This window comes from Solwaraspora sp. WMMA2065, assembly GCF_030345075.1.
In the GTDB taxonomy this organism is placed as follows: domain Bacteria; phylum Actinomycetota; class Actinomycetes; order Mycobacteriales; family Micromonosporaceae; genus Micromonospora_E.
Window position 1 is genome coordinate 3,542,616 of the sequence record NZ_CP128361.1, and the last position, 20,160, is coordinate 3,562,775.

Genomic DNA, 20,160 nt, shown 5'->3' on the forward strand with positions numbered 1-20,160 from the left:
GTAGAGCTGATCCTCAGGACAAGGTCAGCTGGGAGCTGATCCTCAGGACAAGGTCAGCGTCAGGGTCGCGGTGTAGTCACCCGACACCGCCCCAGCGGGTACGCCGAGGTTGAGCTGCGCGCCGCAGGTGAAGCTGCCGGCGCTGGCGCCGGCAGCCGAGGTGCACAGCGCCCGAGCGGTGCCGAGTCCGGCACCCGGGTCGGCCACCGCGCCCGGGGTGACCGTGCCGGTCGCCCCGATCAGCGGGTCGTCCACCACGGACGCGGTGGGCGCCCAGCCGAGGTTGTCCGCCGCGATGACCGCGTCGCCGCTGGCGACGAAGTCACCCACCTGGCCGACCAGACTCCAGCCGGCGTTGGTGCCGCGCAGGTCGGACACGGTGGCGGTGTTCAGCTCGCCGCTGGTGACGGCGCCGTTGCCGGTCGGCGGCAGGGTGACCGAGGAACCGGCCACGCTGAGCGTGAGCGGGCCGCCGGCCAGCACGGTCGCGGCGATCTGCTGGCTGGCGTCGCCGCCGCCGACCGGGGCCGCGAAGCTGATCGGAGTGAAGGTGTCCTGGCTGCGGTCGGCGGAGCCGCGCGCAGCGAAGGTGATCACATAGCACTGGGTGACAGTGCAGTCGACCGCGTTGCCGTTGCGGTCGGTGTACTGGGCACTGATCGGCAGCGTGGTGCTGAACGAGCCGTCCAGGTTCATCGTGTCCCGGGCGTCGGTCGGCTCGTTGGTGCTGCTCACCCACTTGGTGACCTGCAGGACACTGGCGTTGGTCCAGTGTTCGTCGACCTTCGGGCCGAACGACACGTAGATCCCTGCGGCGTTGTTGGCCTGCGGGTCGAAGCCGCTGCCGTCGACGGTGATGGTGGCGCCGGCCGGGTCGACGCCAGTGTCCGGGGTGGCGTCGACGGACGGAGCTGCCGGTCCACCGCCGCCGGAGGTGAACGCCTCGAACGACAGCGGGTCGAGGACCTGGCCAGCTGGGTAGAAGCCGGCGAAGGCGGTGGCGCCATCGGCGGTCAGGGTGGCGGCCAGGTCGGTGCCGGTTATCCCGTCCGCACCGGCCACCAGGTTGGCGCTGGTGGTGGTGAGGTCGGCGATGACCGCCTGGGTGACGTCGACCGACGGGAACGCGGTGCTCACCAACTCGACGTCGGCCTTGAGGACGGCGGTGCCGCCGGAGATGGCCACCGTCGGGTTGGCGAGGGTGATGGTGAACGTGTGCGCCGGGAACGAGAAGACGACCGTGCCGCCGTACGTGGCGTTCGTCTCACCGGTCTCGGCGTCGTAGCTGCCGCCGGTGGACGGGAAGGCGAACGTTCCATCGGCGTCGATCGACGCACCGTCACTCGCCGCGATCGGCGGGTTGCCGTCGCCGGACGACACGTAGTTGCAGAACGACTCCTTGAAGCCCCAGTTCAGGCTTGCCTCGGTGATGTCGGCAGGGGCAGCCACGGCGGGTGCGGCGCCAACGAGTGCGGTCGCGGCGCCGAGTACGGCCGCAGCCGCCCAGGTTGCCGACCGTCGCCCCAGAGCACCAGCTCTGGATGTGATCATCGACTGGTCCTTTCCGGATGGTTACTCACCGTGTTCTACTTCCACTGTGAACACGGCATGTGATCGGGATTAGGTTAGCCATGCCTAACAGATCTCGGCTCCGGCGCGGGTGCCTGATCTTCGAACCGGTCGGACCCTTGTCCCGACCTGCGGCGATGACTTAGGTTAGGCAAACCTTCATTGAGAACTCAACCGACGATCGTCGGAGGGATCACCCATGCCAACGCCGCTGCTCAGCGGCCGCGACACCGCGACCTTGGCGGTCGTGACCGCCACCGCCGCGACCGCCGCCGTACTCGCCGCACCACTGTTGGCGTCGCCGGCCCACGCGGACACCTCCGCGACCGGATCCGGCGGCCAGCGACTCACCGTCTCCGACTCCACCGGCATCAGCCGCTCCGGTGCGACCGTCACGGTGACCGGCACCGGGTACGACACCGATAAGGGCATCTACGTGGGGTTCTGTGTGGACAACGGCGCCGGGGCGCTGCCGACACCGTGCGGCGGCGGGGTGGACACCTCAGGCGGCAGCGGCAGCTCGCACTGGATCTCCAGCAACCCCCCGTCGTACGGCGAAGGACTGGCCGTGCCGTACGGCGACGGCGGCTCGTTCCAGGTCCGAGTCCCGCTGACCGCGAGGATCGGCGACGTCGACTGCACCGTTCGCACCTGCTCGGTGGTCACCCGAGCCGACCACACCCGGACCAGCGACCGCAGTCAGGACGTACGCGTCCCGATCAGCTTCGCTGCCGCCGCCGCGCCCGCCCTTACCAGCGCCGCCCCGGCGGCTGGCAGCCCGGACCGGACCACCGCGCCACCAGCCCCGGCAACCGGCGACGCCGCAGGCCCGGCCGACACCGACGGTACGGCCGGTGACGTCAGCAGCTCCGCACCAACTGCCGGTGCTGCCACCGGCCAACCGACCGACGACGCCGGCGGCCCGACCGCCGTCGCCGTCACCGGAACCGACCCAACCGGGTTGGCAGTCACCCGGGTCAGCACCGTCGGCCCGGCTGGTCGGTGGTGGAGCAGCACGCTGATTTTGCTGGCGCTCGGCGTGCTGGCGCTGGCCGGGCTGTCCGCTGTCCGCCGCCGCCGGAGCCGGTCGTGAACCGCCCGACACTGGTCGTGAACCGCCCGAGGCTGGTCGGGCTGCTCGCCGCCGCGCTACTCGCCGGCCCGGTGGCCGCCTGCGCCGACAGCGCCGCCGACACCGACGCGGCACCGGATCCAACGACCTGCGGGCCGGTCACCGCCGTCGTCGACGACGCGGTGACGCCGCTGGACCCGGCACCGCAGCCGGCGTTGCCGGTCACCGTCACCGACGCCGCCGGCGACCGGGTCACGGTGACCGACGCCGGCCGAATCCTGGCCGTCAACCTGTACGGCTCCATCGCCGAGATCGTGTTCAGCCTCGGCCTCGGTGGCCGGGTCGTCGGGCGGGACACCTCCACCGACTTCCCGGCCGCCGCCAACCTGCCGCTGGTCACTCCCGGCGGGCACGACCTGTCCACCGAGGCGGTCATGGCGCTGGACCCCAGCGTGGTGCTGCTCGATGACAGCATCGGCCCGCCCGAGGTGCTCGACCAGCTCCGCGCCGCCGGCATCCCGGTGGTACGCATCGGCGACGAGCAGAGCCTGGCCGCCGTACCGGTGCACATCCGGGAGGTCGCCGCCGCGCTCGGCGTCGCCGACGCCGGCGAGGCACTCGTCGCCCGGGTCGAGGGCGAGATCGCCGCCGCCCGCGACGGCATCGCGGACGACGCCGAGCGACCCCGGGTCGCCTTCCTCTACCTGCGCGGCACCGCCGGCGTCTACCTGATGGGCGGCGAAGGCGCCGGCTCGGACGCGATGATCGCCGCGGCCGGCGGCGAGGACGCCGGCACCACCATCGGACTGGCCCGGTTCCGGCCGCTGACCAGCGAGGGTCTGATTAACGCCGCGCCGGACATCATTCTGGTGATGACCAAGGGCCTCGAATCGGTCGGCGGGGTGGACGGACTGGTCGCCATGCCCGGCGTGGCCCAGACCCCAGCTGGTCAGCAGCGGCGGATTGTCGACATGGACGACACCGTGCTGCTCAACTTCGGGACCCGCACCGGCAAGGCGATCCAGGCTCTCGCCCGTGCCATCCACGGATGCCGGTGACGGCATGACACTCCCGGTACTCGCCGCCCGCCGGCCGCTGCTGCTCACCGGCCTCGCCGGCACGTTGCTCGTGGTCGGCGTGGTCGCTGCCGGCTCCGGACAGGTGCAGATCGCCCCGGCCGAGGTGGTCGCGTCGGTGCTGCACCGGCTCGGCCTGGAGATCGGCGCGTTGCCGACCGCACCGCACGGCGAGAACGCGCTGTGGATCGTCCGGTTCCCCCGGGTCGTCCTGGCCGCGGTCGTCGGCGCGTCGCTCGGCTGCGCTGGCGCCGTCATGCAGGGCGTCTTCGGTAACCCGCTGGCCGAGCCCGGCGTCATCGGAGTCTCCTCCGGAGCGGCGGTCGGCGCCGCTCTGGCCATCGTCACCGGGTTCTCCGCACTCGGCGGCTGGACGTTGGCCGCCGCCGCTTTCGTCGGCGGGCTGGCCACCACCTACCTGGTGTACGCGTTGTCCCGCGCCGACGGACGTACCGAGGTGGTCACCCTGGTACTCACCGGCATCGCGGTCAACGCCGTCGCCGGTGCCGCGATCGGGCTGCTGATGTTCGTCACCGACGCGGCCGGGGTGCAGGCGATCGCCTTCTGGAACCTCGGCAGCCTGGCCCAGGCCAACTGGAACGCGGTGGCGGTGGCCCTGCCCTGCCTGATCGTCGGGTTGGCCGCCGCGCTCGCCTCGGCCGGCAAGCTGGACCTGCTCGCCCTCGGCGAACGCTCCGCACGTCATCTCGGGGTGGACGTGGAACGGCTGCGGGTACGCATGATCGTCGTCACCGCGCTGCTCGGTGCCGCCGCGGTGGCCTTCACCGGCGTGATCAGCTTCATCGGTCTGGTGGTGCCGCATCTGGTCCGGATGGTCGCCGGACCAGGGCACCGGGTGCTGCTACCGGCCAGCGCGCTCGGTGGGGCGGTGGTGGTGATCGCCGCCGATCTGGCCGCCCGGACCCTGGTCGAGTACCAGGAACTGCCGCTCGGGGTGCTCACCGCGGTGGTCGGCGGTCCGGCCTTCTTCTGGCTGCTGCGCCGTACCCGGCGGCGGGCCGGAGGTTGGGGATGAGCCCGCCGCCGGCGCGGCTGCTCGGCCGGCGCACGCCTGTCCGCGTGCCGGCATCCCGGCCGGCCGGCACCGCGCTGATCGAGATCGACCAGCTGCGGGTCGAACTCGGCGGGCGAGCGGTGCTCGACCAGGTCGACCTGGTGGTTCACACTGGCGAGGTGATCGCCCTGGTCGGTCCCAACGGTGCCGGCAAGTCGACTCTGCTCGCCGCCATCGGCGGCGACGTCGCGGCGGCCGCCGGCGGGATCCGGATCGACGGCAGGCCGCAGTCCGCCTGGAGCTCGACCGAACTGGCGCTGCGCCGGGCGGTGCTGACCCAGCGCAGCGTGTTGTCATTCCCGTTCACCGTGGCCGAGGTGGTCCGGATGGGCCGGGCACCGTGGGCCGGGCTGTCCGCCGAGGAGTCCGACGATCCGATCGTCGACGAGTGTCTGGCCGCCACCGACGTGGCGCAGTTCGCGGGCCGCACCTTCACCTCGCTGTCCGGCGGCGAGCAGGCCCGCGCCGCGTTGGCCCGGGTGCTGGCCCAGCGGGCCGCCGCGCTGCTGCTCGACGAACCGACCGCCGCGCTCGACCTGCACCACCAGGAGCTGGTACTACGGCTCGCCCGACAGCGGGCCGCCGCCGGTGACGCCGTCGTGGTGGTGCTGCACGACCTCGGTCTGGCCGGCGCGTACGCGGACCGGATCGCGTTGCTGTCGGCCGGTCGGCTGCGGACCGTCGGACCGCCCGAGCAGGTCCTCACCGGTGCGCTGCTCAGCGAGGTATACCGGCACGACATCGAGGTGTTGCCGCACCCCGAGACCCGACTCCCGCTGGTCGTTCCGCGACGGCAGCATCCGACCCGGCAAGGAAAGGAACCCCGAGTTGAGTGACACCTTCTCCGCCCGGCTACGGGCGGCAAGCTGGCAGGACCACCAAGCGGCCGAGTCCCAGCGGTACGTCTCCGCGCTGGTCGCCGGGGAGCTGCCCCGACAGCGGTACGCCGACCTGGTCGCCCAGCACCACTTCATCTACCAGGTGCTGGAGGAGGCGGCCGACGCGATGCGCGAGGATCCGCTGGCCGGCGACTTCGTCGACGACCGGTTGACCCGGTTGCCGGCGTTGGAAGCCGACCTGGCGTACCTGCTCGGCCCGGACTGGGCCGGCCGGGTCGGCCCGAACCTGGCGACCCGCCGCTACGTCGCCCGGATGCAGGAGGTCTGCTTCACCTTCGCGCCGGCGTTCATCGCCCACCACTACACCCGGTACCTCGGCGACCTGTCCGGCGGGTTGTTCATCGGCCGTCAGGTGGCGCAGACATACGGGCTGACCGAGGAGGGCGGCGTGGCGTTCTACCACTTCGCCGGCATCGACGATCCGCGCGGGTACAAGAACGCGTACCGGGCCCGGCTGGACGCCCTGCCGCTGGACGTCACCGCCGAGGCGGCTCTGGTCGGTGAGGTGGCGGTGGCCTACCGGCACAACTCGGCGGTCCTCGCCGAGCTGGGCCAGGAGCAGGAGCCGAAGTCGGTGGCGTCGGAGTCGATGGAGTCGGCGGCGTGAGCGCGGCGCAGGGCCAGGCCGGGCCGACGCAGGGCCAGCCGACCGACCCGTTCACCGCCGAGGTGGTCGCCCAGGTTGCCCGGCACATGAACGACGACCACGCCGCCGACTCGTTGCTGATCTGCCGGTCGCTGGGTGGCACCCCGCAGGCGTCGGCTGCCCGGATGACCGACCTGGACGCCGACGGCATCGATTTCGCGGCCACCGTGGCCGGCGTCGAGGTGCCGGTCCGGGTGCCGTTCGCGTACCGACTCACCGAACGGGTCCAGGTCCGCCACGAGGTGGTCCGGATGTACCAGGAGGCCTGCGCCCAACTGGGCGTCACGCCCCGCCCGGCGGACGGCTGACCGGCAAGCGAGCGGAGCCCTCCGGCGTATGCGACGATCGCAAAATGGTTGCCAAACGGCATCGCGGGCATATCGCCCGCACCGGTGTCGCGGTGCGACTCGCCGCCTGGCTGGTGTCGGCCGTCGCCGTACTGTCGATCGCCGGGTGCACCGGGATCGGGATCGGCGAAGCACCCGAGTCCGGCAGCGCGACGTACTCGGCGTGGGGGCTGAACGAGGCGTCCAGCGCGCTGACCGGCTCCGACCGGATGATCGTCCTCAACGGCGACGTGCAGCGCAGCGAGCAGGAGTTCTTCCAGGTACGCGGGGTGTGGGGGCCGGACGGCTTCACCCTCGACGAGACGTCCGCGACCAAGGTACGGGCGTTGGCCGGCCAACTGCCGCAACGCACAGGTGACCCGGACTGTCACCGGCTGGTCCTGGTCAACCACGGCTTCTTCGGCGGCGGGGCGATCGCCGTGGTCGACCCGGAGGAGTTCCCGCCCGACGAGCCGGTGGTCGCCCGGCCACTGAACTGACCTCGCCTGCCAGGGCTGATGCCGCAGGTACATCAAGATGCACCTGCGGCATCGAGCTCGACCGGCACCCCCGCCCCGGGGCGGGCATTGATTTCAGACGGTTCTAGCCGGTGGTCACGGTTGGTGCCGCGTCGCAGGGCAGACCGTTGAGAGTGAACCCGGCCGGTGCCGGTCCGGCACCTGCGCCGCCGCTGCCGAGGAAGCCGAATTCGACCCGGCCACCGGCGGGCAGTGACGCGTTCCAGGCGGCGTTGGTGGCGGTCACCGTCGACTCATCCTGGGTGATCACCGCGTTCCAGGCGACCGCGACCTGCTGTACACCCGCGAACGACCAGCCGAGCGACCAGCCGTCGATCGGCTCGTCACCCGTGTTGGTGACGCCCACCGTCACGGTGAAACCCGATCCCCAGTCGCTGTCCACCCGGTAGTCGACCAGGCACTCGGCGACCGGATCCGGTTCGTCGGCCTCGAAAGTGATCCGGTGCAACTGGCCGGGCAGGTCGTTGGCGAGGTAGAACTCGCCGTCCGCAGCCACCGCGAGGGTGGTCGGCTGGATCGGCAGCTCGCCGATGACCGCTGTGTCGTACCCACCGTCCGCGTCGGGCCGAATCGCGTACGCGGTCGCCGAGCAGTAGTCGGTGGCCAGGTAGGTGCCGGCGGCGGCGGATTCGCTGCCCCGGTAGACGTGGCCGCCGATCACAGCGCAGCCGCCGACCGAGGTCTGGTAATGGAACACCGGGTCGACGTACTCGGCGGCCGGGTCGCACCGCTGCGGATCGAACTCGACCGGGCCTTCCCGGCAGGACCAGCCGAGGTTGGCACCGGCCACCCCGCGCAGATGGTTGACCTCCTCGTAGCTGCCCTGTCCGACGTCGGCGATCCACAGCGAGCCGTCCGCCGGGTCGAACGAGAACCGCCACGGGTTGCGCAGGCCGTACGCCCAGATCTCGGCGCGGGCGCCGGCTTCGTCGACGAACGGATTGTCCGTCGGTACGCAGTACGCAAGGTCGCCGCAGGCGGCCGAGACGTCCAGCCGGAGGATCTTGCCGAGCAGGGTGCCGAGATCCTGACCGGTGCCGAGCACGTCGTCGGCGCCGCCGCCGTCGCCGATGCTCCAGTAGAGGTGGCCGTCCGGGCCGAAGGCCAACTGTCCGCCGTTGTGGTTGGCGTACTCGGCGTGCGGCTGGCTCAGCAGGATCTCCTCCCGGTCGGCCGGCACCGGCTGCTGGTCGGCGGCCTCCAGTGGCAGCCGGGACAGGGTGACCGCGCCGTCGGGCAGCGCGGTGTACGCCAGGTAGATCGCCGGGTCGGCGGCGAATCCGGGGGACGTGGCGATGCCCAGCAGGCCGCGTTCGTTGCCGGAGGTGTCGACCCGGTCGCTGATGTCCAGCAGCGCCGCCTCGGCCAGGCCGGAGGCCGGGTGGTAGATGCGCACCCGACCGGCCTTCTCGGTGATGAACAGCCGGCCGCTGCCGTCGTCCGGGGCCACCATCGCGGTCGGTCGTTGCAGCCCGAAGGCGACCTGGGTGCTGGTGACGGAGATCTGGTCGAGTGGCACCTCGGCGGCCGCCGAGGTCGCCGCCGAGGTGAGGTCGGCGGGCTCGGCGTGCGGGTCGGTGTACGGCGTGGCGTGAGCTGCGGTTGCGGACAGCGCCAGCGCGGTCGCGGCGAGTGTCGTCGCGGCGACCCGCCAACCAGCCAACGCATAAGATCGAGAATCTCTCATATTCATGATGATCAGCTTATGGCCGGGGTGACCCGATCGCCACGCCTCCGCCACCCGGCGGACACAGATTGCACCACTCAGAGTAGTCAAACGGGCGCACATAGTGGTTACTCTGGGTACATGGAGCCGGACTCCCCCGACCCGATCCAGATCGCCGAACTGGTGATCGCCTGGTCCGGTGGGATAATCGCGGCTTTTGCCCTTTTGGTCACTGCGTTGACGGTGGTCTTCGTCTTCGCGGGTTTCGTCGGTGTCCGTGAACTGCGCACCATCCGGCGCACCGGCGCCCGCGCCCGGCTGGAGCTCGACCGCCAACGGGTGGTCGCCGAGGAGATCGTCGCGCAGGCCGACCGGGCCATCGACCAGGCGGAAACCCTCTCCGAGCAGGCCGACACGCTGGTCGGCCGGGTGGAGACGGCGGTCGGCCGGGCCGAACGCCAGTCCGAGCAGGTACACCTGCTGATCGAGGACATGCGGTCCCGGCTGAGCGACTTCGATCACCGGTTGACCACCCAGGTCGAGGTCTCCTACCTGTTCAATCAGGGAGAGGCCGCGTACTGGGAGGGCTACTACGAGAAGGCGGTGGAATGCCTGCGCCGGGCGGTCGAACTCGATCCGCGTAACCCCCGGGTGCGCTACCGGTTGGGCCGGTCGCTGACCAACCTCGGCGAGGACGCCGCCGCCGAGGAGGAGTTGACCACCGCCATGGCGCACCGGTTGCCGACCGACGCCGCCGACCGGGCGCTGGCCCTGCTGCACCGCTACGCACGGCCGGACCGGGCGCTGGCCTACGCCCGCAACTCGACCAAGCACGGCCCGCACGACGCGCAGAACTGGAATTGTCTTGGGCTGCTGCTCCGCGACAACGGCGACTTCACCGCCGCCCGGGATGCCCACCAGCAGGCCAACCGGTTGGACCAGGAACTTGTCTCCACCCCGTTCTTCCTGGCGCTGCTCGCCGCCCACGGCCAGGCGCTGCCACACGCCCGGGACCGCTCCGCCGAAGCGATCAGCCGGCTCGACTCCAGCGAACGCCGGGCCAAGATCAAGCCCATGTGGGCGTCGTTGATCCGGTGGACCGACGAGGTGCTGCGCGGCAACTACGCCGAGGCCGACCTGCACGCCGCGGTGCTCTACCAGACCTGCAAGTCGAGTCGGCGGGCCCGGGAGATCTGTGACCACATGGACTTCCTGCTGCGGTCACTGGCCCGCGAGGAGCACCGGGACCGTTACCTCGGGGCCATCGAACGCACCTGGCTGACCAGCCGGCCCTGCTGACTATCTGCCCGCTGGCTTGCAGCCTGCCGACCGCCGCTATCCCTGTTTGCCGGCCGCTCCGGAGATGGCCGCCACGCCGACTGCGGCGAGCGCCACCTGCAACGCGAGCTCGATCCAGTCGACGCCCCGGGTCTCGGCCACCCCGAACAGGCTGGCGACCAGGGTGCCGAGCAGCGCCGCCACCACACCGATCAGCAAGGTGACCCAGATCTTCAGCTTCTGCTTGCCCGGGACGACCAGCCGCCCGAGCGCTCCAACGATGAGACCGATGATCAGCGCCGAGAAGATTCCGTCGATTTCCACCGCATACCCCCTGTACCGGTCGGCTGGCCGCCCCTACCGCACTGTCGGCCCTCTCCTACCACCATGCCAGAACCAGGCAACGACGCCCATTGCGTCAAGCACCGGACAACCATCGATGAATCACAGTAGATAGTCGCACTGAGCTGGATCTTCTCAGCAGGTTCGCAGCATGACGCGATAATCTCTCGGGTAAGACAGAGCTGTCCTGCCCTCGTCACCCCTCGACTGGAGCATCGGCATGTCGGCACCGGACGCGCCCGCCACGACAGCCCTCCGAGCCCTCCGCGGAACGCCGATCTGGGCGGTGCTGACCATCGCCGTCGGCGCGCTGCTCATGGCGACCAGCGCGACCGCGGTCGTCGGCGGCAAGCTGCTGATCGACCGGTACACGAGTCGAATCCAGCAGCAGGACCTGCTGGCCGGTGCCGCGAAGGTCCCACAGGAGCCCGACGGCGAGGCGCTGGACGGCCCGATCACCATGCTGCTGCTCGGCGTGGACGAACGGGGCAGCCGACCTGGCGAGATGCGGTCCGACACGATCATCATCCTGCACGTGCCGGCCACCCACGATCAGGCGTACCTGGTGTCGGTCCCCCGGGACACCTGGGTCGAGGCGCCGGCGTTCGAGCCGAGCGGATACCCCGGCGGCGAGTCGAAGATCACTGACGTGTTCCGGGCCGGCTCGCGCAACGGAGTCGGCCGGGCCGGCGGCGCGCAACTCGTCGCACTCACCCTCAAGGACCTGACCGGCATCGAGTTCGACGGCGCGGCGATCATCGACTTCGGCGGTTTCCGGAATGTCATCGACGCACTCGGCGGGGTTCGGATGTGCGTTGACCAGCGGGTGAAGTCGCAGCACATGCGGCTGGTCGACGGCGAGCCCAGCTGGCTGGCCGAGGCCCGCGAGGTCGGCGGCGGCGAGGAGCTGTGGCACGAGGAGGGCTGCAAGCGGATGGCCGGGTGGGAGGCGCTGGACTACTCCCGCCAGCGCTACGGCCTGCCGAACGGGGACTACGACCGGCAGCGTCACCAGCGGCAGCTGCTGAAGGCCATGGTGCAGGAGGCGAGCAGCACCGGCGTACTGACCAACCCGGCGAAGATCGACCGGGTGATCACCGCGGCCGGCAAGGCCTTCGTACTGGACACCGGCGGCGTCCCGATCGCCGATTTCGTATTCACCCTGCGCGGGATCACCGCGAACGACCTCATCATGGTGAAGACCAACGGTGGCGGGTTCAATCCGGCCGGATTCAGCAGTACGGCGGCCGAACGGCTCACGCCGGAGAGCCTGGAGATGTTCGACGCGGTACGGACCGGCACACTGGACGACTACCTGTTGGCCAACCCGGACGCCGTCCAGCGGGATTGACCGTCCGACTCATCGGGACATCCGTCACCGTGATTCCCGCCGCACGGTCCACATCGGTACGGTGTCTCCATGACCGCCGCGTACCCGGTCCGGGTCAGCTTCACCAATCACGTCACCGCCGCCGACTGGCAGGCACTGCAACAGGCCGGGCAGCCGGTCCAGCTAGGCCGCAAACATGGTCTCTTCCTGCAGGACGAGCAGAGCCGCGACGTGTTCCTGCTGCTCGGCGGGGCGGTCAAGGTGTACCGGACCGAGGCCAACGGCAGCGAGACGATGCTGACCGTCCGGTCTACTGGGGATCTGCTCGGTGACATCGCCGCGCTGGACGGCACGCCCCGGTCGGCCAGTGTCTCGGTGCTGCGCCCGGTCACTGCCCGGAAGCTGACCACCGAACAGTTCCTCGCCGTGGTCGACGACCGCGACCTGCACCCCGCGCTGCGCCGCTACACCAACGCCCGGCTGCGTGAATCCGACGAGCAGCGGGTGGAGATCGCCTCGCTGCCGGTGCCGCAACGGCTCGCCAGGGCGCTACTCCGGCTCGCCAAGGCCAGCCCGGACGGCCCGAACCAGGTCTCGCTCGACCTCGGGCTCTCCCAGGACGGCCTGGCCCAACTGATCGGGGCGTCCCGCAACGCGGTAGTGACCGCGATCAGCCGGTTCCGTGACGACCGGTTGATCGCGACCGCACCCCGCCGGTTCATGCTGCTCGACCTCGGCCGGCTCGCCCGGATCGGATACAGCGGACCACGGTCCGGCAGCCACTCGTCGACCTGAGTATCCGCCGGCCTGAATGCCTGTCGACCGAACAGCAGACTTTGGGAAACCGATTGTCTGGGCGGAGCCGCGATCAGTTCGGTCCGGGTCGCGGACCGGCCACCCGGTGACCATCTTGGTCCATTGATGGCCGCGTTGCCCACTGGTTGGCAGAAAACATCGGGCAACTTGGGCACGATGCGGAGCCGACGAAACTCGACCTTCGACAGGAGCACCGGTGGTCGTCACCCCTCCGCCATTCACCGTGACCCGGGAGTTGCCGCCATACACCGGCATCCTCGCCGTCGACGCCAAAGGTTTCACCGCCGAGCCCGGCGGCACCCATCAGGACATCAACCAGCTCATTCCCCAATTGGTCCAGCAGGCCTTCGACGCGGCGGCGATCGGCGAAGCCTGGCAGGACCCGCTGTTCTACGGCGACAGCGGCGACGGGCTCGCGATCGGCGTACCGACCCGGCTGCTCCCCGCCCTGGTGCACCCGTTCCTGGCGGTGCTGCAGCACGTGCTGGCCGAATACAACGCCGGTGTCTCGCGCGGCCAGCCGGTCATCCGGCTGCGTGCCAGCCTGCACGTCGGGCCGCTGCCGGTCGATCCGGACCGGCCGGAGCGGGCCGGCAACGGCACCGCCCGCAACGAGACGCACCGGCTACTCGACTCCGACGCGGTCCGGATCATGCTCGACTCGGCCCAGCCGACGATCACCCACGTCGCGGCGATCCTGTCCGACCGGGTCTTCACCGACGTCGTCCGGGCCGGCTACACCAGCCGGCATCCGGACCACTTCATCGAGGTCTCGGCGACCGTGCCGGGCAAGAGCTTCAGCCAGCAGGCCTGGCTGTACGTGCCGGAGCCGTCCGGCAGTCTGCTGGCGGTGCCACGGTTCGCCCCGCAGCCGACGGTGCCCGAGTCAGCGGGCGGCCCGGCGGCACCGGACAGCGAACGCGCACCCACCGGCAACGCCGGCGGTCGACAGCCCGCGCAGACCGGCGAGCTGCGAATCCGCAGCAACTCCGGGCAGGCGGCCAACCAGGTCAACGGTGGGATGTGGCAGTCCCGGGGCGGACGTCACGGATGATCCGTACCGACCGGAACCTGCCGGAACTCGCCGAGCCCGACCGGCCGGAGCCGGCCGACCAGGACCTACCGGAGCTCGCCGACCGGGACCTACCGGAGCTGGCTGACCTCGATGACCTCGACGCGCTGGACGAGCTCGACGGCGGCGGTACCGACCTGCCAGCCGGCGGCACCGGTGCCGCCGTGACCGTCGACCACAACGACGGGCAGGTCGCCAACGTCGTCTACGGCGGTCTGCACCAGTACGTCCAGCGGGTACGGGACTACCACGAGCTCAGTGCCGAGTACGTGCGGGACCGGCTGGCCGGATTCGTCGACCCGGGCTACCGCACCGTCGCAGGCGACCGGCTGACCGCCGAGACCGCGGTCGCCCGGATGCGTCGGGACGGCGGAGTGATCCTGGTCGGCGGCCCCGGGACCGGGCGGTACACGGCCGCGCTGCGGCTGCTGCACGGCACCGGGCTACGGCTGCGGGAGATCCGGCCGACTTTCGACCCTGCCCGTGGCGAACAGCTGACCATCGCGGAGCTGCCGGTCGCGCCGGGCTACGCGTACCTGCTCGAACTGCCCGAACACGCCCCGCACATCCGGTACGGCTTTGCCCGGGACATCGCTGCCTACTGCGACAGCCTGGCCCGGCGGGGTTCGGCCATCGCGGTCACCGTCACCGGTACGACCTGGGAGCAGCTCGGCGCGGTACGCGACGGCCCGGTGCTGCACGTGGCGGCACCACCCGCCGATCTGGTCCTCGGCCGGCGGCTGCATCAGCTTCGGCCGGATCTGGCGCTCGACTGGCTGACCGGTCAGCCGCAGATCGCCGAGCTGTTGGTTGACGCGTCACCCGCCGAAGCGGTCCGGCTGGCCCAGCTCGCCGCCGACGTGCTGACCGCCCAGCCTGGGCCGGCCGGCCCGCCGGTCACCGCCGGAACCGACGCCGGCCGGCAACTGGTCGAGGCGCTGGTCTCGGCGTACCGCAACTGGGAGGTGGAGCTGACCGCCTGGTTCCACCACCATCCCGACCCACGCCACCGGGCGTTCCTGGTCGCCGCCGCAGCGTTGGAGGGTGCCCCGGCGGGACGGGTGCTCAGTGCCGCCGAGGCGCTCGACGCCCGGCTCGCCGGCACCGACGCACCACCGGCCAGCCTCGGGCACGCTGGCGTCCGTACCCTGGTCGAGACCGTCGACGCGTACCTCGACGACGATCACACGGTCCGCTACCGCCGGGCCCGGTACGCCGAGGCGGTGCTCGATTTCGTCATCACCGACCGGGCCGACACGTTCCAGCGCGAACTGTGGCGGTGGGTGTCCGAGCTGCCGCTGCGGGGCGGACAGCGGCGCGGTCCCGTCGACCGTGCGTTGGCCACCCGCAGCGCCGAACTGGTGCTGCACACCGCGCTCCGGCGGCGTACCCCCGAGATTCTCAGCCAGGTGGCACCGGCCTGGAGCCGGCGCGCCGGGCTGCGCGGGGCGCTGGTACACGTGCTGGGCATCGCCGCGCTCAGCCCGGAGATCGGTGCCGCCGTCCGCCAGCAGCTCTACCGCTGGGCGCAGGGCAGCAGCAACCCGGCCGTGCTGATCGCGGTGGCCGAGGTCTGCGGTGGCGAGTTCGCCGACTTCTACCTCGAACAGGCGATGGTCCGGCTGGGCCACCTGGCCCGGCACGACATCGCCGAGGTCGACGAGGCGGTACTCACCGCGCTGGCGGCACTGTGGCGGCGGCCGGCGCTGCGCCAGCCGGTGCTGCTGCGGTTGGCGCACTGGCTGGCCGACGACCAGCCGCGGCGGGCCGCGCTCGCCGCCGTCGCGCTGAATCTACTCGGCCGGCCGGAGCAGCCTCGGGCCGGCGACGGCCCAGCGCACGGCCCAGTCGACCCGGCGCACGGACCAGCCGACCAGCCCACCGGGCCACAGGCGCCGGTCCGGCAGCCCGACCGGGTGCTCGCCGAACTCGTCGTGGCCACCCCGGTGGTCCAGGACGCGATCGGGGTGGCGCTGGGCCGCGTGCTGGACGTCCGGCAGCTGCCGGGCAGCGTCGAAGCTCTGCTGCACCGGTGGTTCGACGACGCGGCGGCCGACCCCGGGCTGGTCGACGCGCTCACCCACGTCCTCGGCCGCACCGTCACCGCCGGTCCCGCCGCCGCCCGGCGGGTGGCCCGGCTGCGCGCGCTGCTGACCGCCTGGCCGGCCACCGACGACCCGGCGCGTCAGGCGGAACTCCGCCGGCACCTCGTCGACCAGCTGCGCCGTGCGAACCCGATCGCGGCCTGCCCCCGGCCCGCACCGCTACTGCCGTCTCTGCTCTCCAGTGCCGCCGAGGAGTTGTGATGCCCGGTTTCTTCGACGTGTTCCGTAGCAGCCCCGTACCGGTGCTGCCCGGTCCGGACCAGGACGAGTTCACCGACCGGCTACCGGCAGCGCTGTCCGGCACCGAGTTCGTCGCCACGTTCGCCACTGCGTGGCAGCCGCTGCGCCAGCATGACCGGGCCGCCGCCACTGTCCGCTGGTGCATGCTGGACGCGGCCCGCCGGATCGCCGCCCCGCGCAGGGTCACCGAGCGGACCATGCTGGAGGCCGAGCTGAACACCCGGCTGCCGCAGATGGATCTGACCGCCTCGCACCTGCGGCTCCTGGGCTGCACGGTCAGACTGGCGGTGGACGCCCAGGCCGAGCAGGACACGCAGACGGTCGACAAGCTCACCCGGGAGCTGCGGATCCAGCGGCTGCGGCAGCAGTTGGAGCAGGAGCAGATGGGCTACCTGCGGGACAAGGTGCTCACCGACCCGGCGACCGCTCGGTCCTACTGGTTCATGCACCACCCGGACGCGTTGACGTCGCTGCTCGACGACACCTTCGAACAGGTCGCCGCGAAGCTGACCGGTGGCGGCGACCAGCAGACCGCGGTGATCGCCGAGACGGTGCAGGACTTCGTCGGTGGTCTCACCGCCGACGAACGGCGGTACCTGCTGGACCGGCTCGGCGATGTGTTCGTCTCCTTCGACCGGGGTGACCTCGCCGGCCGGGTCCTCGACGCGTGACCGCCGACCCCGTACTCAGGTCAGGTCGGCGTCGTGCACCAGTACGGCGATCTGCACCCGGTTGTTCAGCTCCAGCCGGGACAGCAGCCGGCGCCGTGACATCGCCTGGTCCGTTCGGCGGTGGCCGGGTGGTCGTCGGTCCGGGCGCGACCGAGCGGTACGGCGGTCGGCCTGCTCGCCGGGCTGGTGCTGGCTCGGCGCTGCGCCGGCGGGCGGCAGTTCTGGCGCCGGGCCGGGCCGTGAGGACGGTTACCTCAGCGACGTCACTGGGTACCAGGTTGCCCATCCGCCGGCCGGATCCCACCACCAGCAGGTGCGGCGGGGCCGGTACGGCGTCGACGAGTTGAGGAGGCAGTGATGCGTGGCGGTTCGATATCCGGCGTGATCGTGCTCATCTGGCTGGTGATCGGGGTGGTCGCGGCGGTGCAACGCGGCTACTTCGAACGCGACGACACCAACTGTGCCCATGCCGGCACCACGGTCGTGACGGTGATCGCCGGACCGTTGAACTACATTGGCGTCAACCCGAAGATCGACTGCGACCTCCCCGAGCCGTCCGAGTGACCGGACCTTCCGAGTGACCGGACCTTCCGAGTGACCGGACCGGTGCGCTGTCAGTCGTCGGCGAGGTGCGGCGGAAAGCCGCCGGTGGCGATCGGCCCCCAGCGGTCCACGACCATCCGGATCAACGACTTGTCCTGCCGGCGCATCGCCGCGCGGTACTCGTCCCAGTCCGGATGCTCGCCGGCGACGCAGCGGTAGTAGTCGACGAGCCCGTCCAGCGCGTCCGGCATGTCGATCACCGCTGCCATCCCGTCGAGCTGCACCCACGGTCCGTTCCAGTCGTCGGAGACGACACAGGCGGACACCGTCGGGTCACGGCGGATGTTGACCGTTTTCGCCCGGTCCGGGTAGGTGGCGACCAGCAGCCGGCCGTCGGCGTCGACCCCGCAGGTGACCGGGGACGCCTGCGGGCGGCCGTCGGCGCGGGTGGTGATCAGGACCGCCCGGTGCCGGGTCCGCAGAAAATCGACCAGGCCGGCCCGGTCGACGCGGGTGTTCGTCGCGATGGCGCGTGCCACGGTACGGCTCCTCGGGTTCGCCGCAGTCAGCTGCGGACGCGGGTGTGCGGTGCTGCCAGGATGATCATATGAGCCGTACCGAGATGCCGCCGCCGGAGCCGGTCACCGTCACCGCGCCGCGCCCCGTCCGCTGGCCGGTCCTGGTGCAGGGCTGGCACGATCTGACGTTCCTGCACTGGCCGGTGGACCCGGCGGTGGTCGCCCCACTGCTGCCGCCGGGCACCCGGCCGGACACCTTCGACGGCACCAGCTACGTCGGGCTGATCGGGTTCCGGATGGTCGGCGTCGGTTTCGGTCCCGGTCCGGGCATCCCGTACCTGGGCACCTTCTGCGAAACGAACGTACGGCTCTACTCGGTCGACGACGCCGGCCGGCGCGGGGTGGTGTTCCGGTCCCTGGACGCGGCCCGGCTGCTGCCGGTGCTGGTGGCGATGGCCATCCTGCGGCTGCCGTACCTGTGGTCGCGGATGCGGCTGGACCGCGCCCACAGTGGCCTTTGCACCGGGCTGAGCTGGTCGACCTGGCCGACGACCTGGTCGCCGCCGGCGGGCTGCCGGCACCGGAGGGCCCGCCGGTGAGCGTCCTCTACTCCCCCGGCGTGCCGGTCCGGTTCGGGCGGCCGGTCACCGTCACAGGTCACGCAGCGCGCGGTGCAGCACTTCCCGGGTCCGGTCCGGCGGGTCGGCCTCGATGAACAGCCGCCCGACGGCGGCCGCGTACCGGTCGACCTCTTCCCGCTTGTCCAGGTAGAGCGCGCTGGTCAGATGCTCCAGGTAGACCACATCGGGCAGTTCCTGCTCCGGGAAGCGCAGGATGCTGAAGGCCCCACCGGCAGCCGCGTGCCCGCCGCTGCGGAACCGGACCACCTGCAGCCGTACGCCCGGCTGCTCGCTCGCCTCGGCGAGCGCCTCGATCTGCCCGCGCAGCACCCGCGCTCCGCCGATCGGCCGGCACAGCACCGCCTCGTCGATCACCGCCCAGACGCGGGGTGCGTCGGCCCGGTCCAGCACCCGCTTGCGAGCCATCCGCAGCTCGACCCGGCGGTCCACCTCACGAACACCGGACTCGCTGAACCCGATGTCGATGACCGCGCGGGCGTACTCCTCGGTCTGCAGCAGCCCCGGCACGAACTGGATCTCGTAGGTGCGGATCAGGCTGGCCGCCGACTCCAGGTCCAGGTAGTACTGGAACCAGGTGGGCAGCAGGTCGCCGTACGGATGCCACCAGCCTGGCTGGTTGGTCTCCCGGGCGAGGGTGATCAGCTCGTCGCGTTCCAGGTGGTCGGTTACACCGTAAAGGGTGAGCAGGTCGTCCACGTCGCGTTCCTTGAACCCGACCCGGCCCAGCTCCATCCGACTGATCTTCGACTCGGAGGCCCGGATGGTCCAGCCGGCGTCCTCCCGGCTGATCCCCTTGGCCTCGCGTAGTCGGCGCAGCCGAGCACCGAGCTGCATCCGGCGGACCGTCGGTCCGCCGGCGGCGTACTCCCGGTGCCCGACGACGCTCATCGGCTCACGGCTTACGGCCGACGCCGCAGTACTGGTCGATGGCGGGCGCGTGTGCCTGCTCCGGCTCCGGCCGCCACCGGGTCACCGACACCACCCCCGGCTCCACCAGAGTGAGCCCGTCGAAGAACCGTTCGATCCGATCCGGGCTGCGCAGATGGTACTGCGGGTTCGCGGACTGGTTCCAGATCCGGGCGGCCTCGACCACCCCGGGGCTGGTGTCGCCACCGTCGTAGAGCGCGAGGTGGCTGCCGGACGGCAGGACATCGAGCAGGCTGCGCACGATGTCGCGGGCCTCGTCGTCGGAGGCGATGTGCCCGAGGATGCCCATCAGCATCAGACCGATCGGCTGGCTGAAATCGAGGGTACGGCCGGCTTCGCGCAGGATCGACGCGGGGTCGCGCAGGTCGGCGTCGACGTAGTCGGTCACGCCTTGCGGCGTGCTGGTCAGCAACGCCCGGGCGTGCGCCAGGACCAGCGGGTCGTTGTCGACGTAGACGATCCGGGTCTCCGGAGCCACCGCCTGGGCCACCTCGTGGGTGTTGTCGGCGGTCGGCAGGCCGGTGCCGATGTCCAGGAACTGCCGGATCCCGACCTGCCCGGTCAGGTAGCGCACCGACCGGACCAAGAAGCCCCGGGAGAGCCGGGCATTTTCCACGATCTGCGGGAACGCCGCCCTGATCTGGTCAGCGACCTCGCGGTCGACGGCGTAGTTGTCCTTGCCGCCCAGCCAGTGATTCCAGATCCGGGCCGTCTGCGGCACCGAGGTGTCCAACTTGGGCACCGGGCGCGAGCCGCCATTGGATTCATCGACCATCTGTAGTATCCCTCACGGATCGGGCGTATTCGAC

Annotated in this window: 22 protein-coding genes; 16 read left to right on the forward strand and 6 right to left on the reverse strand. The window is 71.2% G+C overall.

Translation table 11 applies throughout. The annotated features are described in order from the left end of the window. Positions 1-42: 42 nt before the first annotated feature. Complete coding sequence (locus tag O7610_RS16005; protein ID WP_289211276.1) at positions 43-1,551, reverse strand: HtaA domain-containing protein; 1,509 nt, start codon at positions 1,549-1,551, stop codon at positions 43-45. Between the two features lie 217 nt (positions 1,552-1,768). On the opposite strand from O7610_RS16005, the gene O7610_RS16010 reads away from it, so the two are divergent. The 7 genes from O7610_RS16010 to O7610_RS16040 are packed head-to-tail and all read left to right on the forward strand — an operon-like array spanning position 1,769 to position 7,163. Continuing rightward, positions 1,769-2,662 carry a neocarzinostatin apoprotein domain-containing protein gene (locus O7610_RS16010; RefSeq protein ID WP_289211277.1) on the forward strand — a complete coding sequence of 298 codons (894 nt, stop codon included), beginning with the start codon at positions 1,769-1,771 and terminating at the stop codon, positions 2,660-2,662. Beyond that, positions 2,659-3,699: a heme/hemin ABC transporter substrate-binding protein gene (locus tag O7610_RS16015; RefSeq protein ID WP_281551539.1), complete on the forward strand. Its 1,041-nt coding sequence runs from the start codon at positions 2,659-2,661 to the stop codon at positions 3,697-3,699. The genes O7610_RS16010 and O7610_RS16015 overlap by 4 nt, the downstream gene beginning before the upstream one ends. 4 nt (positions 3,700-3,703) lie before the next feature. Continuing rightward, positions 3,704-4,753 (forward strand): FecCD family ABC transporter permease, encoded by a 1,050-nt coding sequence (locus O7610_RS16020; RefSeq protein WP_281551540.1) that lies wholly within the window; start codon positions 3,704-3,706, stop codon positions 4,751-4,753. Further along, a complete protein-coding gene (locus tag O7610_RS16025) occupies positions 4,750-5,628 on the forward strand; it encodes a heme ABC transporter ATP-binding protein (RefSeq protein ID WP_289211278.1) in 879 nt (292 codons plus the stop codon). Before O7610_RS16020 ends, O7610_RS16025 begins: the two co-directional genes overlap by 4 nt. After that, positions 5,621-6,298, forward strand: a complete 678-nt coding sequence (locus O7610_RS16030) for a biliverdin-producing heme oxygenase (RefSeq protein WP_281551542.1) — start codon at positions 5,621-5,623, stop codon at positions 6,296-6,298. The genes O7610_RS16025 and O7610_RS16030 overlap by 8 nt, the downstream gene beginning before the upstream one ends. Then, a complete protein-coding gene (locus O7610_RS16035; protein WP_281551543.1) occupies positions 6,295-6,645 on the forward strand; it encodes a DUF2470 domain-containing protein in 351 nt (116 codons plus the stop codon). Before O7610_RS16030 ends, O7610_RS16035 begins: the two co-directional genes overlap by 4 nt. Positions 6,646-6,689: 44 nt before the next feature. Next, a complete protein-coding gene (locus O7610_RS16040) occupies positions 6,690-7,163 on the forward strand; it encodes a hypothetical protein (protein ID WP_281551544.1) in 474 nt (157 codons plus the stop codon). Positions 7,164-7,266: 103 nt separating this feature from the next. Here the strand turns inward: O7610_RS16040 and O7610_RS16045 are convergent, their stop codons facing one another. Beyond that, positions 7,267-8,865, reverse strand: a complete 1,599-nt coding sequence (locus tag O7610_RS16045) for a PQQ-dependent sugar dehydrogenase (RefSeq protein WP_281551545.1) — start codon at positions 8,863-8,865, stop codon at positions 7,267-7,269. Between the two features lie 144 nt (positions 8,866-9,009). Between O7610_RS16045 and O7610_RS16050 the strand changes: the two genes are divergently transcribed. Next, a complete protein-coding gene (locus O7610_RS16050; RefSeq protein ID WP_281551546.1) occupies positions 9,010-10,167 on the forward strand; it encodes a tetratricopeptide repeat protein in 1,158 nt (385 codons plus the stop codon). Between the two features lie 36 nt (positions 10,168-10,203). Here the strand turns inward: O7610_RS16050 and O7610_RS16055 are convergent, their stop codons facing one another. Further along, entirely contained in the window at positions 10,204-10,470 is a 267-nt protein-coding gene (locus tag O7610_RS16055) for a GlsB/YeaQ/YmgE family stress response membrane protein (protein WP_281551547.1), read from the reverse strand. Positions 10,471-10,708: 238 nt separating this feature from the next. Between O7610_RS16055 and O7610_RS16060 the strand changes: the two genes are divergently transcribed. From O7610_RS16060 to O7610_RS16090, 7 genes are all read left to right on the forward strand, one after another. Beyond that, positions 10,709-11,839: an LCP family protein gene (locus O7610_RS16060; RefSeq protein WP_281551548.1), complete on the forward strand. Its 1,131-nt coding sequence runs from the start codon at positions 10,709-10,711 to the stop codon at positions 11,837-11,839. Positions 11,840-11,908: 69 nt separating this feature from the next. Then, the gene (locus O7610_RS16065) at positions 11,909-12,613 is read left to right on the forward strand and encodes a Crp/Fnr family transcriptional regulator (RefSeq protein WP_289211279.1); all 705 of its coding nucleotides are present in this window, start codon (positions 11,909-11,911) and stop codon (positions 12,611-12,613) included. Positions 12,614-12,830: 217 nt separating this feature from the next. Further along, entirely contained in the window at positions 12,831-13,688 is an 858-nt protein-coding gene (locus O7610_RS16070; RefSeq protein ID WP_281551550.1) for a hypothetical protein, read from the forward strand. Beyond that, complete coding sequence (locus O7610_RS16075; protein ID WP_289211280.1) at positions 13,685-16,012, forward strand: hypothetical protein; 2,328 nt, start codon at positions 13,685-13,687, stop codon at positions 16,010-16,012. Before O7610_RS16070 ends, O7610_RS16075 begins: the two co-directional genes overlap by 4 nt. After that, the gene (locus O7610_RS16080; protein ID WP_289211281.1) at positions 16,012-16,722 is read left to right on the forward strand and encodes a hypothetical protein; all 711 of its coding nucleotides are present in this window, start codon (positions 16,012-16,014) and stop codon (positions 16,720-16,722) included. The genes O7610_RS16075 and O7610_RS16080 overlap by 1 nt, the downstream gene beginning before the upstream one ends. 120 nt (positions 16,723-16,842) lie before the next feature. Continuing rightward, positions 16,843-16,965 carry a hypothetical protein gene (locus tag O7610_RS16085; RefSeq protein ID WP_289211282.1) on the forward strand — a complete coding sequence of 41 codons (123 nt, stop codon included), beginning with the start codon at positions 16,843-16,845 and terminating at the stop codon, positions 16,963-16,965. Positions 16,966-17,079: 114 nt separating this feature from the next. After that, positions 17,080-17,286 (forward strand): hypothetical protein, encoded by a 207-nt coding sequence (locus O7610_RS16090; RefSeq protein ID WP_281551554.1) that lies wholly within the window; start codon positions 17,080-17,082, stop codon positions 17,284-17,286. Between the two features lie 50 nt (positions 17,287-17,336). Here the strand turns inward: O7610_RS16090 and O7610_RS16095 are convergent, their stop codons facing one another. Next, positions 17,337-17,804 carry a PPOX class F420-dependent oxidoreductase gene (locus O7610_RS16095; protein ID WP_289211283.1) on the reverse strand — a complete coding sequence of 156 codons (468 nt, stop codon included), beginning with the start codon at positions 17,802-17,804 and terminating at the stop codon, positions 17,337-17,339. 68 nt (positions 17,805-17,872) lie between these two features. Between O7610_RS16095 and O7610_RS16100 the strand changes: the two genes are divergently transcribed. Beyond that, positions 17,873-18,382, forward strand: a complete 510-nt coding sequence (locus O7610_RS16100; RefSeq protein WP_502959030.1) for a YqjF family protein — start codon at positions 17,873-17,875, stop codon at positions 18,380-18,382. 51 nt (positions 18,383-18,433) lie between these two features. Here the strand turns inward: O7610_RS16100 and O7610_RS16105 are convergent, their stop codons facing one another. Both O7610_RS16105 and O7610_RS16110 read right to left on the reverse strand, forming a co-directional pair. Continuing rightward, the gene (locus tag O7610_RS16105; RefSeq protein WP_289211284.1) at positions 18,434-19,312 is read right to left on the reverse strand and encodes a Sco1979 family transcriptional regulator; all 879 of its coding nucleotides are present in this window, start codon (positions 19,310-19,312) and stop codon (positions 18,434-18,436) included. Positions 19,313-19,316: 4 nt separating this feature from the next. Further along, positions 19,317-20,126 carry an SAM-dependent methyltransferase gene (locus O7610_RS16110; RefSeq protein ID WP_281551557.1) on the reverse strand — a complete coding sequence of 270 codons (810 nt, stop codon included), beginning with the start codon at positions 20,124-20,126 and terminating at the stop codon, positions 19,317-19,319. Between the last annotated feature and the right edge of the window lie 34 nt (positions 20,127-20,160).

Excerpts from the sequence above, each read along its gene's own strand:
- O7610_RS16010 (WP_289211277.1), top strand. The coding sequence starts at position 1,769 with ATGCCAACGCCGCTGCTCAGCGGCCGCGACACCGCGACCTTGGCGGTC.
- O7610_RS16065 (WP_289211279.1), top strand. The coding sequence starts at position 11,909 with ATGACCGCCGCGTACCCGGTCCGGGTCAGCTTCACCAATCACGTCACC.
- O7610_RS16100 (WP_502959030.1), top strand. The coding sequence starts at position 17,873 with ATGAGCCGTACCGAGATGCCGCCGCCGGAGCCGGTCACCGTCACCGCG.
- O7610_RS16050 (WP_281551546.1), top strand. The coding sequence starts at position 9,010 with ATGGAGCCGGACTCCCCCGACCCGATCCAGATCGCCGAACTGGTGATC.
- O7610_RS16005 (WP_289211276.1), bottom strand. The coding sequence starts at position 1,551 with ATGATCACATCCAGAGCTGGTGCTCTGGGGCGACGGTCGGCAACCTGG.
- O7610_RS16040 (WP_281551544.1), top strand. The coding sequence starts at position 6,690 with ATGGTTGCCAAACGGCATCGCGGGCATATCGCCCGCACCGGTGTCGCG.
- O7610_RS16025 (WP_289211278.1), top strand. The coding sequence starts at position 4,750 with ATGAGCCCGCCGCCGGCGCGGCTGCTCGGCCGGCGCACGCCTGTCCGC.
- O7610_RS16075 (WP_289211280.1), top strand. The coding sequence starts at position 13,685 with ATGATCCGTACCGACCGGAACCTGCCGGAACTCGCCGAGCCCGACCGG.
- O7610_RS16105 (WP_289211284.1), bottom strand. The coding sequence starts at position 19,312 with ATGAGCGTCGTCGGGCACCGGGAGTACGCCGCCGGCGGACCGACGGTC.
- O7610_RS16060 (WP_281551548.1), top strand. The coding sequence starts at position 10,709 with ATGTCGGCACCGGACGCGCCCGCCACGACAGCCCTCCGAGCCCTCCGC.
- O7610_RS16090 (WP_281551554.1), top strand. The coding sequence starts at position 17,080 with ATGCGTGGCGGTTCGATATCCGGCGTGATCGTGCTCATCTGGCTGGTG.
- O7610_RS16080 (WP_289211281.1), top strand. The coding sequence starts at position 16,012 with ATGCCCGGTTTCTTCGACGTGTTCCGTAGCAGCCCCGTACCGGTGCTG.
- O7610_RS16110 (WP_281551557.1), bottom strand. The coding sequence starts at position 20,126 with ATGGTCGATGAATCCAATGGCGGCTCGCGCCCGGTGCCCAAGTTGGAC.
- O7610_RS16020 (WP_281551540.1), top strand. The coding sequence starts at position 3,704 with ATGACACTCCCGGTACTCGCCGCCCGCCGGCCGCTGCTGCTCACCGGC.